Raw genomic sequence first — 15,597 nt, forward strand, 5'->3', positions numbered from 1 at the left:
TCCACCGTCCCGGGAACCCTCCGATGAAGAACCTGCTCGCCCTTGGCGCCATGCTGATCGCCCTGACGGCTGTCAGTGGCGCGGCCGACGCCAGCGTCGTGATCGGCGGCACCCGCGTGGTGTTCCCGGCCGCCAGTGGCGAAGTCACCGTGCGCCTGAACAACAACGGCCAGCAACCAGCCCTGGTCGAAGCCTGGATCGACGCCGGCAATCCCGATTCCACCCCCGATACCGCGCGCGTGCCGTTCCTGATCACGCCGCCGCTGTTCCGCATGAACGCCGGCAAGGGCCAGAGCCTGCGCATCGTCTACACCAGCCAGCCGCTGCCGACGGATCGCGAGTCGCTGTTCTGGCTGAACGTGCTCGAGATCCCGCCCAAGCCCGGCACCGTCAATGGCGAGACGCAGAACACCTTGCAGTTCGCCGTGCGGTCGCGGCTGAAGCTGTTCTTCCGCCCGGCCGGCCTGGCCGGCAACCCGCTGACCGCCGCCTCGCAGATCACCTGGTCGGTGGCCAGCGACGGCCATGCGCTGGTGGCGCACAACCCGACGCCTTACCACGTCACGTTCAGCAAGGTGTCGCTGAGTGCCGGCAAGGCGGCGTTGGCGACCGACGCGGGCATGGTCGCGCCGCTGTCGACCTTGCGCCTGCCGCTTGCCGAAGGCGCACCGGCCCCTGCCGCCGGCACCGCCGTCGCGTTCACCACGATCAACGACTTCGGCGCCGCCGACGCCAACCAGGGCACGATCACGCCGTGAAGCGCGCACGCGCCCGCGCATCGACGCCCTGCGCGCGCGCAGTCGCCAGCCGTCGGCTGGCGTTGTCGATCCTGCTGGCGCTGGCCACCGCCGCCGGTGCCGCCCACGCTGCCGCGGCCAACGCCGACGCCGGCGCCGCGGCCGACGCGGCGGATGCCAACTTCGACCGCAGCATGCTCGCCGGCGCGGGCCAGAACACCACCGACCTGTCGCGCTTCGAACGCGGCAATTTCGTGCCTGCCGGAAACTACAGCGTCGACATCTACCTCAACGACGCGCCGGTCGGCCGCCGCGACGTGCGCCTGGCCGCGCCCTCGCCCGACGCCAGCGCCACGCCCTGCGTGACCCCGGCGCTGCTGGACACCCTGGGTCTGCACCCGGCCGATCTCTCCGACGCGCTGCTTGCGGAAATGGCCGACCCTGCCGCCTGCGTCGACATCACGCGCGTGATCCCGGGCGCCAGCCTCGGCTTCGACCTCGGCGACCTGCGACTGGACGCCAGCGTGCCGCAGGCGTTCCTGGGCCGCGTGGCGCGCGGTTATGTCGACCCGCAGTACTGGGACGAAGGCGTGACCGCGGGCCTGCTCAACTACAACTTGAACAGCTACCGCACCAGCGCCGGCGGCCTGCACCAGACCTCGACCTACCTGGGCCTGGATGCCGGCATCAACTTGGGCGCCTGGCGGGTCCGCCACGACTCGACGCTGGACTGGCAATCGGGCACCGGCGCGGCCGGCTCCACGCACCACTGGCAGAATATCGCCACCTACGCCCAACGCGACCTGACCGCACTGCGCGCGCAGCTGACCGTGGGCGACTCCTGGACCAGCGGGGAGATCTTCGACAGCTTCGGCCTGCGCGGCGTGCAGATCGCCACCGACGACCGCATGCAACCGCAGTCGCTGCGCGGCTACGCACCCACCGTGCGCGGCGTGGCCGACAGCAACGCCAAGGTGGTGGTGCGCCAGAACGGCATGCTGATCTACCAGACCACGGTCGCGCCCGGCCCGTTCGTGATCGACGACCTCTATGCGACCGGCTACGGCGGCGATCTCGAAGTCAGCGTGACCGAAGCCAGCGGCCGCGTGCACAGCTTCTCGGTGCCCTACGCCTCGGTGCCGCAGCTGCTGCGCCCCGGCGTCAACCGCTTCAGCATCGCGGCGGGGCAGATGCGCGAGCAGACCATCGAGGACGAGCCGAACGTGGTGCAGGCCACCCTGCAGCACGGCTTCACCAACCTGCTCACCGGCTATGCCGGCGTGGTGGGCTCGGAAGGTTACGGCGCCATGCTGCTGGGCAGCGCGCTGAACACCCGCTACGGCGCGTTCGCGATGGACATCACCGGCGCGCGCACGCGCATCCCCGGCCTCGACACCATGTCCGGCCAGAGCGTACGGCTGAGCTACAGCAAGATCATGGCGCCCACCGGCACCTCGCTGTCGGTGGCGGCCTATCGCTATTCCACCAGCGGCTACCTGACTTTGCGCGATGCGGCGCGCGCGCGCGACTACGCGCAACGCGGCCTGCCGGTGTTCGCCAGCGGCCCGGCCCGGCCGATCCTGATCAACGGCGTGCCGGTGGCCGGCCTGCTCACCCCGCAGCAGCAGGCGGCGCTGGCCGGCATCAACTACACCGGCGCGCTGGACACCGTGGGCGTCGATCGCCAGCGCAACAATTTCAGCATCAACCTCAGCCAGCGCCTGGGCGCGACCGGCGGCTCGCTGTACGTCACCGGTTCGGCGCGCGACTACTGGAACCGCGGTGGCACCGACACCCAGTTCCAGGTCGGCTACAACAACTCGGTGGGCCGGCTGAACTACAACGTCTCGGCCAGCCGCGAGCGCAACCTGTTCGGGCGCAGCGAAAACCGCTTCATGCTCAACCTCACGATCCCGCTGGGCAACGGCGCGCATGCGCCGATCCTCACCGGCGCGCTGAGCCGCACCGGCAGCGACGCCACGCAGGAGCAGGCCACCGTCAGCGGCACCGCCGGCAGCAACGACCAGTTCAACTACGGCGTCACCGCCACCCACGACAACGGTCGCGACAGCGGCTCGGTGGGCACCAGCGGCAGCGTCAACGCCGGCTATCGCGGCAGCCACGTGCAGGTCAACGTCGGCGTCGGCGCGGGCAGCGGCTATTCGCAGGCCTCGTTCAACCTGGCCGGCGGCATCGTCGCGCATCCCGGCGGCGTCACCTTCGGCCAGCCGCTGGGCGACACCGTGGGCCTCGTCGAGGCACGGGACGCCGCCGGCGCGCGGGTCATCAACGCCGCGGGCGTGAGGATCGGGCACAACGGCTATGCGCTGATCCCGTACCTCACCCCGTACCAGCTCAACCGCATCGACATCGACCCCACCGGCCTGTCGCTGGACGTGCAGTTGGACAACACCAGCGCGCAGATCGCGCCGCGCGCCGGCGCGGTGGTGCTGATCAAGTTCAAGAGCGAAAGCGGCCGCTTCGTGCTGATCCAGACCCGCCTGGCCGACGGCAACACGCTGCCGTTCGGTGCCGAAGTGGATGACGCGCGCGGCACGCTGGTGGGCGTGGTCGGCCAGGCCGGGCAGATCATGGCGCGATTGCCGAACGACAGCGGCTCGCTGCGGGTGAACTGGCAAACGGATGATGGCGCATCGCAGTCGTGCACCCTCCCCTATGACCTCGCAAAGTCGAACGGCACGGCTGCGGGAATCCGGCGGATCGAGGCCACCTGCGTCGCACCCGACCTTCGAGCAAAGCTTGCAGAGGCCCGCCCATGAGCAACGGTCCCATCACCTCCATCCCGCGGGCATTCCGATTGCCGAACCGGTGGCTCCTGCTGCTGGCTTGCACCCTGCTGGCAGCAACGCCCGTCGCGCATGCCGGCTGCTCCTTCAGCCGTGGCGACTCAACAGGCACGTATTCCGTTGGCGTCCCGGCGACCATCGTCAACGATCCCGGCATCCCGGTGGGCGCCACGCTCTACACCTCCGGCCTGACCGGAATCAGCCAACCGGTGAGTTTCAAGTGCAACGGCAACCAGAACTACTGGGGCCTGACGAACCGTGCCGGCGCGACTCCCGCTGCCGGGCAATACCTGTTCCCGATCGGCACCACCGGCATCAGCTTCCGGATCACCCAGACTTCGGGCAGTTACCCCGGACTCATCGGCCCCTGGCCGTTCCAGAGCCTGGACGGCAGCTCCACCTGGACTGAAGCGGACCCCGTCACGGTCGAGCTGGTGAAGACCGGCAATATCGCCGACGGCACGGTGGTGTCCGGCGCGCTCGCCGACTTTCAGGCCGGCACCGTCAGCAACAACATTGTCGACGCATCCATCGTGCTGGCCGGATCGCTGACTTTCGTGGCCCCGGCCTGCAGCGTGCCGTCAAGCCTGACCGTGCCGCTGCCGACGGTCACCACCAGCGCTCTCGCCGGCGGGACCGGCGTGACCACGGGTGACAAGCCTTTCGCGATCCCGCTGACCTGCTCGGCAAACGCCAAGCTGGCGATCACGCTGGACTCGACCAACCCGGTCAACCGACCCAACGGCGTGTTGTCGAACAGCGGGACGGCAACCGGAGTCGGTATCCAGATCGTCTGGAACGGCGCGCCGGGAACCAGCGGCAATCCGGTCGCGCTGGGCACGGCCGTCACCTTCAACGCGGCCAGTGGTGCGTCGCAAATCCCGCTGGTCGCACGCTACTACCGGACCACGGGAGCGCTTGCATCGGGGTCGGTCACGGCGACAGCCACCTATACGTTGACCTACCCCTGAAGGACGCGCGACAACGCCGGATGGCGGGTCCGACCCCTCCTCACTCGTAGGTGTGCACGACAAGCTTCGCGGCGGTTGCGCCATGCTGGTTGCGGGTGAAATAGGTCAGCAGGCGATCGCCGGCGACACGCGTCGCATCCAGATCCAGCACCACGCGCGAATACGGCCGCCCTGGATCGGTCGCGGTCTGGCCGCAGGCGAGTCGCAGCGGCGCGCGGGCGTCGACGGCCGGGGCGGCGATGCTGGCGGCAAGGTAGTGGGCCGGCACGGTACAGGTCGGTTCGACCACCGCGCCGGAAAACGAGATGCGCCCACTGGCGGCCTTGGCCACCGAGAAGGCGCCCAGCAGAGCCAGCGCCATCCATGCGCCTCCGACCACGTTGCTGCTCCACGAACTCCTCATGCCCTGCACCTCTTGCGCAAACCCGCCTGTGACGGGGCGACTCAAGTGGCTTTTCGGCAGCGCTTGTACGGGCTTTAGCGGCGGAGCCGGCGCGCATCGCAAACTGTGATGTGCGTCACGTTTCAGCCGGGCAAGAACGCCATGCCGCTTCCATGTCCGCCTGCATACCGCCCCGCGCGTGATGCGCGCGTGGAAGAGGCGTGAACCGGGAAGGTCGGCGACGTCAGCGGGAGGAGATGTACTTCTCGCGGCGGATCTGTTTCACCGGCAGGCCGAACTCCTGCAGGGCGGCGTAGGCGGCATCGACCATGTTGGGGTTGCCGCAGAGGTAGGCGATGTCGCGTTCGGCGCTGGGCCCGAGTTCGGCCAGCACGTGCTGCACGTGGCCGGCGCGATCGCCGGGGCGCGGCACGGCGCGGGCCTCGCGGCTGAGGCAGCCGTGGAACAGGAAGCCGGGGTGGCGCTGCGCGAACGCCTCGAACTCCTCGCCGTAGAGCAGTTCGGTTTCGTTGCGGGCGCCGTACAGCAGCACCACTTCGCGATTGCCGCCCGCCAGCAGTTTCTCGATCTGCGGCAGCATCGCGCGGTACGGGGTGACCCCGGTGCCGGTGGCCAGCAGCAGGTAGCGCGGGTGGGTGTCGGCCTCCTGCAGGCAGAAGCGGCCGTACGGGCCACTGGCGTCGATCACGCCGCCGACCGGCAGCTCGCCGAGCAGCTTCGTCGCGGCGCCGCCTTCGACGTAGCTCACCGCGATCTCGATGTGCGGCACGGGCGAGGAGCCGTCGCCCACGCTGCCCACCGAATAACTGCGCTTGGTCGGCGTGCCGTCGTCGTAGTGGAAATGCACCTGCAGGAACTGGCCCGGCTGGAACGCCAGCGGTTGCCCGTCGACACGCTCGAACACCAGGTGGCGCACCGTCGGTGCGAGCATGCGGGCGTCGACGAGACGGAGCTGGAAGGATTCGGCCATGGTTTTCCCGAAACAGTGTGTGCGTCGGGCGGGCCCGGACGGTGATGGTCAGCCCCGTATAATAAGCGGCTTGTCCCCCTTGGCGCAGCCCATGTCCTTCACCCAAAACGATTCGCCCCCCGCGCTGGTCGTCGACAATCTGCGCAAGGTCTACCGCAACGGCGTGGAAGCGCTCAAGGGCGTCAGCCTCACCGTGCAGCAGGGCGACTTTTTCGCCCTGCTCGGCCCCAATGGCGCGGGCAAGTCGACCCTGATCGGCATCCTCTCCTCGCTGGTCAACGCCAGCAGCGGCGATGCATTGGTGTTCGGCCGTTCGGTCATGCGCGAGCGCAGTGCGGCGATGCAGCTGATCGGGCTGGTGCCGCAGGAGATCAACTTCAACCAGTTCGAGAAGCCGTTCGACATCTGCGTCAACGAGGCCGGCTTCTACGGCATCCCGCGCAGGCTCGCCGCCGAACGCGCCGAGAAATACCTCAAGGAGCTGCGCCTGTGGGACAAGGCGTTCCATCAGGCGCGCGAGATGTCCGGCGGCATGAAGCGGCGCCTGATGATCGCCCGCGCGATGATGAACGAGCCCAAGCTGTTGATCCTGGACGAGCCCACCGCCGGCGTGGACATCGAGATCCGCCGTTCGATGTGGCACTTCGTCAGCGCCATCAACGCGGCCGGCACCACGGTGATCCTGACCACGCATTACCTGGAGGAAGCCGAGTCGCTGTGCCGCAACATCGCGATCATCGACCACGGCACCATCATCGAGAACACCAGCATGAAGCGCCTGCTGGCGACGCTGGACGTGGAGACTTTCGTGCTCGACCTGGCCGAACCGCCGGGCGAGCTGCCGACCGTGGCCGGCATCGCTCTGCGCCGCATCGACGAGCGCACCCTGGAGGCCGAGATGGCCCGCAAGCAGGATCTCAACACGCTGTTCAGCGCACTCACCCACCACGGCATCACGGTGCATTCGATGCGCACCAAGACCAATCGGCTGGAGGAACTGTTCGTGCGGCTGGTCGAACAAGGCCGCACCCCGGAGCGGGAGAAGGCGGCATGAGCAGTTCCACCAACCTGGTCGCGCTGTACACCGTCGCGCGGCGCGAAATCGTGCGCATCCTGCGCATCTGGACCCAGACGCTGATCCCGCCCGTCATCACGATGACGCTGTACTTCATCATCTTCGGCAAGCTGATCGGCAGCCGCATCGGCCCGATTGCGGGCGGGTTCAGCTACATGCAGTACATCGTGCCCGGCCTGGTCATGATGTCGGTCATCAACAACAGCTACATGAACATCTCCAGCTCGTTCTACGGCGCGAAGTTCCAGCGCTCGGTGGAGGAGATGCTGGTGGCCCCGATGGCCAACTGGGCGATCCTCTGCGGTTACGTGATCGGCGCGGTCGCACGCGCCCTGGTGGTCGGCGCGCTGGTGCTGGTGGTCGCGCTGTTCTTCACGTCGCTGCACGTGGCGCACCCGCTGACCGCGCTGGCCGCGGTGTTGCTGGGCGCGGTGATCTTCGCGCTGGCCGGGTTCATCAACGCAGTGTTCGCCAGCAAGTTCGACGACATCGCCCTGGTGCCCACCTTCGTGATCACGCCGCTGACCTACCTGGGCGGCGTGTTCTACTCGATCGACATGCTGGGCGAGCCATGGCGCGCGATATCGCACGCCAACCCGATCCTGTACATGGTCAACGCCTTCCGCTACGGCGTGCTCGGCATCAGCGACGTGTCGGTGGGCTGGGCCTTCGCGGTGATGCTGGGGTTCATCGCCGGGCTGTCGATCGCGGCGCTGCAACTGCTCAGGCGCGGCGTGGGGCTGAGGAGCTGAGAATCGGGAATAGGGAATCGAGAATAGGTAAAAGCTGCAGAACGTGAGCCACGCGCCTCGCCCAATGCCCGAAAACCATACGAAATCCGATCAGAGCGACCTCACCCAACCTCACCGATTCCCGATTCCCGATTCCCCATTCCCGATTCCCGGCCTTATGCGCGTAAACAAGTACATCAGCGAAGCCGGCCTGTGTTCGCGCCGCGAAGCCGACGAGTGGCTGCTCGCCGGCCGCGTGAGCATCAACGGCGAGGTGGTCGGCACCGGTGCCAAGGCGCTGGACGGCGACGAGGTGCGCGTGGATGGCGAGATCGTCCGGGCGCGCGTGCTGGCCGCCACGCCGGCGGCGAAGAAGGCGGTCTACATCGCGCTGAACAAGCCGGTCGGCATCACCTGCACCACCGACCAGAGCGTGGCCGGCAACATCGTGGATTTCGTCGACCACCCGCAGCGGATCTTCCCGATCGGCCGGCTGGACAAGGATTCCGAAGGGTTGATCCTGCTCACCAGCAATGGCGACATCGTCAACGAGATCCTGCGCGCGGAAAACCACCACGAGAAGGAATACCTGGTCGGCGTGAACAAGGCGGTCACCGACGAGTTCATCGCCGGCATGAGCAAGGGCGTGCGCATCCACGGCCAGCTGACCCAGCGCTGCCGCGTGCGCCGGATCGCGAAGTTCGGCTTCGCCATCGTGCTGACCCAGGGCCTGAACCGGCAGATCCGCCTGATGGCGGCGGCGTTCGGCTATCGCGTGACCCAATTGCGCCGCGTGCGCATCGACAACGTGAAGCTGGCCCACCTGAAACCCGGCCAGTGGCGCAACCTCACCGACGCGGAGCTGAAGGGCTTGCTGCCCGGGCGCACGCAATGGTGAGCGCGTAACCGCTTTGTAGGGCGGGCACTGCCCGCCGGCTTTTCGACGTACCAAGACCAGGAGCGGCGGGCGGTGCCCGCCCTACGGCAGCTCAGGCAGCCGGCAACGTCTGCAGGTCCCAGCGCGGGCGCACCTGCACGGTTTCGTCCTGCTGCTGGCCGCTGGCCAGCCGGATCGCGCCGGCCAGGGCGATCATCGCGCCGTTGTCGGTGCAGAACTGCAGGCGGGGGAAGTACGTGCGGAAGCCGTCCTTCTCGCCTGCCGCCGCCAGATCCGCACGCAGCCTGCGGTTGGCGCCCACCCCGCCGGCGATCACCAGCCGGCGGGTGCCGGTGGCCTCCAGTGCGCGGCGGCACTTGATCAGCAGCGTCTCCACGATCGCCTCCTCGAAGGCGCGGGCCACGTCGGCGCGGGTCTGCTCGCTCTGGTCCGATTTCTGCCAGGCCAGCAGCACCTGGGTCTTCAGGCCGGAGAAGCTGAAATCCAGCCCGGGCCGGTCGGTCATCGGCCGCGAGAAGCGGAACACCCCCGACCGGCCCTGTTCGGCCAGTTTCGCCAGCGCCGGTCCGCCCGGGTAGGGCAGGCCCATCAGCTTGGCGGTCTTGTCGAAGGCCTCGCCGGCGGCGTCGTCCAGGGTGTCGCCCAGGATGGTGTACTGGCCGATCGCCTTGACCTCGACCAGCAGCGAATGGCCGCCGGACACCAGCAAGGCCACGAACGGCGGCTGCGGCGGGTCCTGCTCCAGCAGCGGGGCCAGCAGGTGGCCTTCCATGTGGTGGACGGCGACGGCCGGCACGTCCAGCGCCCAGGCCAGCGCGCGGCCCACCGAGGCCCCCACCAGCAGCGCGCCGACCAGGCCGGGACCGGCCGTGTAGGCCACCCCGCCGAGATCGCGCACGCCCAGCCCGGCCTGCGCCAGCGCCTCGCGGATCAGCGGCAGCAGCTTGCGCACGTGGTCGCGGCTGGCCAGCTCGGGCACCACGCCGCCGTAATCGGCGTGCAACTTGATCTGGCTGTACAGGGTATGGGCCAGCAGGCCCGCCCCCGGGGCATCCGGCTGCCAGCGCAGGATGGCTACGCCGGTCTCGTCGCAGGAGCTCTCGATGCCCAGCACCGGCCGGTGGGCCGGCTTTGAAAAATCTTTGTTATCCACGGTATAATTCGCGGCTCACCACTTTCCACTGTCCCGCACAGGCGGGCAGATTACCACCTGGAGTTTCCATGCCCAACGTAAAAGTTCGCGAGAACGAGCCGTTCGAGATCGCACTGCGTCGTTTCAAGCGTACCTGCGAGAAGGCCGGCGTGCTGGCCGAGACGCGCAAGCGCGAGTTCTACGAGAAGCCGACCCAGGAGCGCAAGCGCAAGCGCGCTGCCGCCGTCAAGCGCCACCTGCGTCGCCTCTCGCGCGACGTTTCGCGCAAGGTCCGCCTGTACTGAGCGCCCTCCCCGCCGCGCGTCGGCGGGTCGAGCGGCAACAGTCATGCGGCAGGCGCGGGTTCTCGCTGCCGCCGCAAGCATCCGGATAGGCCATGGCCGGCGTTGTTCCCAGGGACAACGCCGGCTTTGCCGTTTCCGACGAATCGGAATTCCACCCAACGAGGCATCGCCATGACGCTCAAGCAGCAGCTCACCGAGGACATGAAGACCGCCATGCGCGGCGGCGACAAGCCGCGGCTGGGCGTGATCCGGCTGATGCTCGCGGCGATCAAGCAGCGCGAGGTGGATGAGCGCATCGAGCTGGACGATGGCCAGGTGCTCGCCGTACTGGAAAAGATGATGAAGCAGCGCAAGGACTCGGTCAGTCAGTACGTTGCCGCCCAGCGCGAAGACCTGGCCGAGGTGGAGCGCGCCGAGATGGCCGTCATCGAAACCTACCTGCCCGCCAAGCTGGGCGAAGCCGAGATCGACGCGCTGATCGCCGCCGCGATCGCCGACACCGGCGCCAGCTCGCCGCGGGACATGGGCAAGGTGGTGGCCGCGGTGAAGGACAAGGCCGCCGGCCGCGCCGACATGGGCGTGGTGTCCGCACGCATCAAGGCCCGCCTGGCCGGCTGACGCGCCGCCCGGTCGGCGATGCGCCGCCTTCACGCCGATCCCGCTACAACCTCCGGAAACCCCATCGCCTTCCGGAGGACCGCATGCTGAAGTGGGCCATCATCTTCGCCATCATTTCGCTGATCACCGGCTGGCTCGGCTTCGGCGGCGTATCCGGCGCCACCGCGACCATCGCCAAGGTGCTGTTCGCGTGCTTCGTGATCCTGTTCCTGCTCGCAGTGCTGGCCCTGGTCGGCGTGATCAGCCTGTTCTAGCCGGCCCGACCACGCGCCGGCGCCAGGTCGCCTCGCGGTATGCCACCGGTCGGCGCCAGTGCGCCTCCCCGGCGGCGACCGACTAGACTAGGCGGTCTATGCGCGGCCTGATCCCCGACAGCTTCATCGATGAACTGCTCGCCCGCGTCGACATCGTCGACGTGATCGAGCGGCGCGTGCCGTTGAAGAAGGCCGGCCGCGAGTGGACCGCCTGCTGCCCGTTCCACAACGAGCGCACGCCGTCGTTCTACGTCAGCCCGGCCAAGCAGTTCTTCCACTGCTTCGGCTGCGGCGTGCACGGCAGCGCGATCAAGTTCCTGATGGACTACGACCGGCTGGAGTTCCCCGACGCGGTGGAGGAACTGGCGCAGTCCGTGGGCCTCACCGTACCGCGCGAAGGCGGCCGCGACGAGCGCCCGCGCGAGGACAAGACCGATCTCTACGCCCTGCTCGACGCCAGCGCCAGCTGGTACCAGCAGCAGCTGCCGGGCAGCGTCGAGGCGAAGGCGTATTGCACGAAGCGTGGCCTGGACGCCGATACCATCGCGCGCTTCCGTCTCGGCTGGGCGCCGGCCGGCTACGACGGCGTGAGCAAGGCGCTGGGCAGCAGCCCGCGCCGCATGGAGCTGCTCGAGGAGGCCGGCATGGTTTCCACCGGCGAACGCGGCAGCAAGTACGACCGCTTCCGCGAACGGCTGATGTTCCCGATCCTCGACCGGCGCGGGCGCGTGATCGCCTTCGGCGGGAGGGTGCTCAGCTCGGAGCAATCCCCCAAGTACCTCAATTCGCCGGAGACCACGCTGTTCCACAAGGGCCGCGAGCTGTTCGCGCTGTGGCAGGTGAAGCAGGCCAACACGAACCTGACCCGCATCGTGGTGGTCGAGGGCTACATGGACGTGATCGCGCTGCACCAGGCCGGCCTGCCGATCGCGGTGGCCACGCTGGGCACGGCGACCACGCCCGAGCACACCGAATTGCTGTTCCGCGCCGCGCCCGACGTGGTGTTCTGCTTCGATGGCGACCGCGCCGGCCGCGCCGCGGCGTGGAAGGCGCTGGAATCCGCGCTGCCGCGGCTGCGCGACGGCCGCCAGGCGTATTTCCTGTTTCTGCCCGACGGCGAGGACCCCGATTCGCTGGTGCGCAAGGAAGGCAAGGCCGGCTTCGAACGGCGCATCAAGGAAGCGATGCCGCTGTCGGACTATTTCTTCAACGAGCTGTCGCGCGATGTCGACATGGCCAGCCTCGACGGGCGCGCGCGGCTCGCCGAGCGCGCGCGGCCGCTGATCGCGAAGCTGCCTGACGGCGCCTTCCGCGACCTGATGGCGCAGGAGCTGGAAAAACGCAGCGGCGCCCGCGCGATGCTGCAGGCCGACCCCGCCGCCCATCGCGCGGTGCAGCGTCCGATGGCGGTGCAGCGCAGCCTGGTGCGCAGCGCCATCTCGCTGCTGCTGACCCAGCCGGGGATGGCCGACCGGGTGGAGAAACCCTACCGCTTCCTGCGCCTGGACAAGCCCGGCGTGGAGCTCCTGGCCGAACTGCTCGACCTGGCGCGCGCGCGTCCCGGCATCAACCCGGCGATGCTGGTGGAGCATTTCGCCGAGCGGCCGGAATACCCGGCGCTGCAGAAACTGATGGCCGCCACCGTGGTGGGCGAAGCGGAGGCGCAGGCCGCCGAGTTCTTCGACGCCCTGCGGCGGATGGAGGAAGAATCCGTCCGCCAGCGCCGCGACGCGCTCACCGCCAAGAGCCGCGAAGGCGCGCTGGACAGCGCCGAGAAGGCCGAGCTGCGCGAACTGCTGGCCGCCCGCGTGGCCCCGCCGACGGCGCCGGCATGAACGCCGCCGCGCTGCCGGAGGCCGCACGCGCCGTGCGGCATGCTGTCCCGGCGCGCCGCAAGGGCGCCGCGGCTGTGGGATCATGCACGGCCGCGACCGGGACGCGACGGCAGAAGGCACGAAAACACTGATGGATCTGCTGCAGCAGCTGGTCACGATCTTTGCCGAGAACGGCTACCTGGCGGTCTTCATCGCGCTGATGATCTGCGGCGCCGGGTTGCCGCTGCCGGAAGACATCACCCTGGTCGCTGGCGGCGTGATCGCCGGTCTGGGCTATGCCAACGTGCACGCGATGGTCGCGCTGGCGATGTTCGGCGTGCTGCTGGGCGACTGCGCGATCTTCCTGCTCGGCTACCGCCACGGCGCGCGCATCCTGCAATGGCGCTTCGTGGCGCGCATCCTCACCCCGGCGCGCTACGCCAAGGTGCAGGAGAAGTTCCACCGCTACGGCAACCGCGTGCTGTTCATCGCGCGCTTCCTGCCCGGCATGCGCACCACGATCTATCTCACCGCCGGCATGACCCACCGGGTCTCGTTCCTGCGCTTCCTGCTGCTCGACGGCAGCGCCGCGCTGATCAGCGTGCCGTTCTGGGTCTACCTGGGCTTCGTCGGCGCGGACAACCACCAGTGGTTGCTGACGTGGATGCATCGCGGCCAGGCCAGCCTGTGGGTGCTGCTGGGCATCCTGCTGCTGGTGCTGCTGGTCTCCTGGTGGCGGCACCGCCGCCGCGCCCGCTGCACGCTGGACTGAACCGCCTGCATGGTCAGGAGCGTGGGCGCTAGAAATCTTCCGGGCTGCAAAAGCGCCTGCGTGGTCCATATTCCCGCCGCTTCTTGGCCCATAGAACCACTATGGGCCAGCGAATCGTCATGAATCTGTTCTCACGCAGCCACTTTTTCGCCTCGAAAGTTTCTACCGCCCACGCTCCTGGGCGTCGCGCGGTTCCCGACAACTTCACGCTGGCCCTGCTCGGCACGGTGCTGCTGGCCTCGCTGCTGCCCTGCGAGGGCGGAACGGCACGCGTGTTCGACCTCGTCACCGATGCGGCCATCGCGCTGCTGTTCTTCCTGCACGGCGCCAAGCTGCCGCGCCAAGCGATCGTGCAGGGCATGACGCACTGGCGGTTGCACCTGACCGTGCTGGCCAGCACCTTCGTGCTGTTTCCGTTGCTCGGCCTGGCGCTGCGCCCGCTCGGCGACGCCGTGCTGACGCCAGAGCTGAGCCTGGGCCTGCTGTTCGTGTGCCTGCTGCCGTCGACCGTGCAATCGTCGATCGCGTTCACCTCGATCGCCGGCGGCAACGTGCCGGCCGCGGTGGTCAGCGCGTCGACGTCCAACCTCCTCGGCATCGTGCTGACCCCGTTGCTGGCGGGATTGCTGCTGGAAAGCCACGGCAGCGGCGTCTCCTGGCATGGCGTACTGGACATCGTGCTGCTGCTGTTGCTGCCGTTCGCGCTCGGCCACTTCGCCCGACGCTGGATCGGCACTTTCGTGGACCGGCACAAGCCGCTGCTTGGCTTCACCGACCAGGCCACGATCCTGCTGGTGGTCTACACCGCCTTCAGCGCTGCGGTGGTCGAAGGCCTGTGGCACGACACGCCGCCGTCTTCCCTGCTCGCCATCCTGGCCGCCTGCGCGCTGCTGCTGGCGGTGGTGATGCCGACCGTCACCTGGGCCGCGCGCCGGCTGGGCTTTTCGCGCGAGGACGAGATCACCATCGTGTTCTGCGGCTCCAAGAAGAGCATGGCCAGCGGCATCCCGATGGCGAAGATCCTCTTCGCCGGCCAGGCCGGCGGCCTCGGCGCGCTGGTGCTGCCGCTGATGGTCTTCCATCAATTGCAGTTGATGGTGTGCGCGGTGGTGGCGCGGCGTTACGCGGCGCGGCGCGTGCATTCGATGGTCGGGGATGATCGCGAGGCGGACTGATGGTTGGGGCAGTCGCGAGGACCGCATGGACGACCAGCCCCTGCAGGGGACGACAGCGGCGGCTGACGAGTTCCGCTCCCCTGCGCATTTCGGGCGAATTTCGAAGTTGCACGAATCCGTCGTTTCCTCAGAGTGATGGCGATTTCACTTCCTTTGTCTGATCCACCCTCGCAGGCCTCTGCGCGCGGTACCGCTTCGACAGCGCGACCCGCAGCGCCCAGAAGACAAGCAGGCCGATCACCAGAAGCTCCGGCAGTTGGAGCAGGAACGAGCCCTGCAAGGTCTCCGGGAAGAGGTCCTGTTGCCCGGTGAAAAACGAGCTGGCCGCGATATAGAGCGCCACGGACATTCGCCAGAGGTGCTGCAGGACTCGGGATCGGCGTTTCAGGCCGCCACGCGCGAGCGTCCATGCATCGCTGACGGCACCGAAGGCGGCGATCCCGGAAAACACGAAGTAGATCGCCGCGGGAACGACGAACGTGCCGTCGAGCACGTCTGCGCGGCCGCTCCGGGCCTCGATGCCAAGATGCAGGCCATAGGCGGCAACCGAAACCCCGACGGCCAGTACAAGCCATTCCAGGATGCCGGCCTCGCCGTCGGCGCGCCGGGCGGCGAGCCGGCCCGAACTGACCAGATAGGCCGTCAGTACCGCCGCCAATACCGAGACACGCACGCCCGCCAGGACGGCGATATATCCACCCATGACCGCCATCACCAGCATCGAGGCAAAGAAGACGCGACCCGCCATGCGATGGGGCAGACTGCCCTTCGCCGCGATCATGGCCGCGGCTCCGGACAACAGACCCAGGGCTCCGCCAACGATATGCACCATCAACTGCCACGTCATGTCCCACCCCTCTCCCGTGCCGGATTTCGCGAGCGAAACGTTGACCGCGGGAAGGCGCGAAAGCGAGCCGTTTGCGATGGACGACGGC

16 protein-coding genes are annotated in these 15,597 nt (G+C 68.4%); 12 read left to right on the forward strand and 4 right to left on the reverse strand.

All coding sequences use genetic code 11. The annotated features are described in order from the left end of the window. The first annotated feature begins 23 nt into the window (after positions 1–23). The 3 genes from ACVCL9_RS11940 to ACVCL9_RS11950 are packed head-to-tail and all read left to right on the forward strand — an operon-like array spanning position 24 to position 4,515. Positions 24–758, forward strand: coding sequence for a fimbrial biogenesis chaperone (locus ACVCL9_RS11940; protein ID WP_447097966.1), 735 nt, complete (start codon positions 24–26; stop codon positions 756–758). Then, positions 755–3,517, forward strand: a complete 2,763-nt coding sequence (locus ACVCL9_RS11945; protein ID WP_447097965.1) for a fimbria/pilus outer membrane usher protein — start codon at positions 755–757, stop codon at positions 3,515–3,517. Before ACVCL9_RS11940 ends, ACVCL9_RS11945 begins: the two co-directional genes overlap by 4 nt. Beyond that, positions 3,514–4,515: a fimbrial protein gene (locus tag ACVCL9_RS11950; RefSeq protein WP_447097964.1), complete on the forward strand. Its 1,002-nt coding sequence runs from the start codon at positions 3,514–3,516 to the stop codon at positions 4,513–4,515. Before ACVCL9_RS11945 ends, ACVCL9_RS11950 begins: the two co-directional genes overlap by 4 nt. 40 nt (positions 4,516–4,555) lie before the next feature. On the opposite strand, the gene ACVCL9_RS11955 is transcribed toward ACVCL9_RS11950, so the two are convergent. Together ACVCL9_RS11955 and ACVCL9_RS11960 are read right to left on the reverse strand one after the other, a co-directional pair. After that, positions 4,556–4,918, reverse strand: coding sequence for a hypothetical protein (locus ACVCL9_RS11955; RefSeq protein WP_395120330.1), 363 nt, complete (start codon positions 4,916–4,918; stop codon positions 4,556–4,558). Positions 4,919–5,141: 223 nt separating this feature from the next. After that, a complete protein-coding gene (locus ACVCL9_RS11960; protein ID WP_395120331.1) occupies positions 5,142–5,888 on the reverse strand; it encodes a ferredoxin--NADP reductase in 747 nt (248 codons plus the stop codon). 91 nt (positions 5,889–5,979) lie between these two features. Between ACVCL9_RS11960 and ACVCL9_RS11965 the strand changes: the two genes are divergently transcribed. From ACVCL9_RS11965 to ACVCL9_RS11975, 3 genes are all read left to right on the forward strand, one after another. Next, positions 5,980–6,942 (forward strand): ABC transporter ATP-binding protein, encoded by a 963-nt coding sequence (locus tag ACVCL9_RS11965; protein ID WP_447097963.1) that lies wholly within the window; start codon positions 5,980–5,982, stop codon positions 6,940–6,942. Continuing rightward, positions 6,939–7,715, forward strand: a complete 777-nt coding sequence (locus tag ACVCL9_RS11970; protein ID WP_447097962.1) for an ABC transporter permease — start codon at positions 6,939–6,941, stop codon at positions 7,713–7,715. Before ACVCL9_RS11965 ends, ACVCL9_RS11970 begins: the two co-directional genes overlap by 4 nt. Positions 7,716–7,872: 157 nt before the next feature. Beyond that, positions 7,873–8,592 carry a pseudouridine synthase gene (locus ACVCL9_RS11975; protein WP_395120334.1) on the forward strand — a complete coding sequence of 240 codons (720 nt, stop codon included), beginning with the start codon at positions 7,873–7,875 and terminating at the stop codon, positions 8,590–8,592. 91 nt (positions 8,593–8,683) lie between these two features. On the opposite strand, the gene tsaD is transcribed toward ACVCL9_RS11975, so the two are convergent. Then, positions 8,684–9,745, reverse strand: coding sequence for a tRNA (adenosine(37)-N6)-threonylcarbamoyltransferase complex transferase subunit TsaD (gene tsaD, locus ACVCL9_RS11980; RefSeq protein WP_447097961.1), 1,062 nt, complete (start codon positions 9,743–9,745; stop codon positions 8,684–8,686). A 68-nt stretch (positions 9,746–9,813) separates the two neighbouring features. Here tsaD and rpsU point away from each other — a divergent pair, with 68 nt between their 5' ends. The 6 genes from rpsU (at position 9,814) to ACVCL9_RS12010 (ending at position 14,662) form a co-directional block, all read left to right on the forward strand. Then, positions 9,814–10,029, forward strand: coding sequence for a 30S ribosomal protein S21 (rpsU, locus tag ACVCL9_RS11985; protein WP_007081639.1), 216 nt, complete (start codon positions 9,814–9,816; stop codon positions 10,027–10,029). 171 nt (positions 10,030–10,200) lie between these two features. Continuing rightward, positions 10,201–10,647: a GatB/YqeY domain-containing protein gene (locus ACVCL9_RS11990; RefSeq protein ID WP_395120336.1), complete on the forward strand. Its 447-nt coding sequence runs from the start codon at positions 10,201–10,203 to the stop codon at positions 10,645–10,647. Positions 10,648–10,730: 83 nt separating this feature from the next. Further along, complete coding sequence (locus ACVCL9_RS11995) at positions 10,731–10,901, forward strand: DUF1328 domain-containing protein (protein ID WP_136257740.1); 171 nt, start codon at positions 10,731–10,733, stop codon at positions 10,899–10,901. A 98-nt stretch (positions 10,902–10,999) separates the two neighbouring features. After that, positions 11,000–12,736: a DNA primase gene (gene dnaG, locus ACVCL9_RS12000; RefSeq protein ID WP_447097960.1), complete on the forward strand. Its 1,737-nt coding sequence runs from the start codon at positions 11,000–11,002 to the stop codon at positions 12,734–12,736. Between the two features lie 130 nt (positions 12,737–12,866). Continuing rightward, positions 12,867–13,487: a DedA family protein gene (locus tag ACVCL9_RS12005; protein ID WP_447097959.1), complete on the forward strand. Its 621-nt coding sequence runs from the start codon at positions 12,867–12,869 to the stop codon at positions 13,485–13,487. Between the two features lie 119 nt (positions 13,488–13,606). Further along, positions 13,607–14,662, forward strand: coding sequence for a bile acid:sodium symporter family protein (locus ACVCL9_RS12010; protein WP_447097958.1), 1,056 nt, complete (start codon positions 13,607–13,609; stop codon positions 14,660–14,662). A gap of 127 nt (positions 14,663–14,789) precedes the next feature. Here ACVCL9_RS12010 and ACVCL9_RS12015 read toward each other — a convergent pair whose 3' ends face one another. Continuing rightward, a complete protein-coding gene (locus ACVCL9_RS12015; protein ID WP_447097957.1) occupies positions 14,790–15,509 on the reverse strand; it encodes a hypothetical protein in 720 nt (239 codons plus the stop codon). Positions 15,510–15,597 lie beyond the last annotated feature (88 nt).

The organism is Rhodanobacter sp. UC4438_H5 (genome assembly GCF_052978405.1).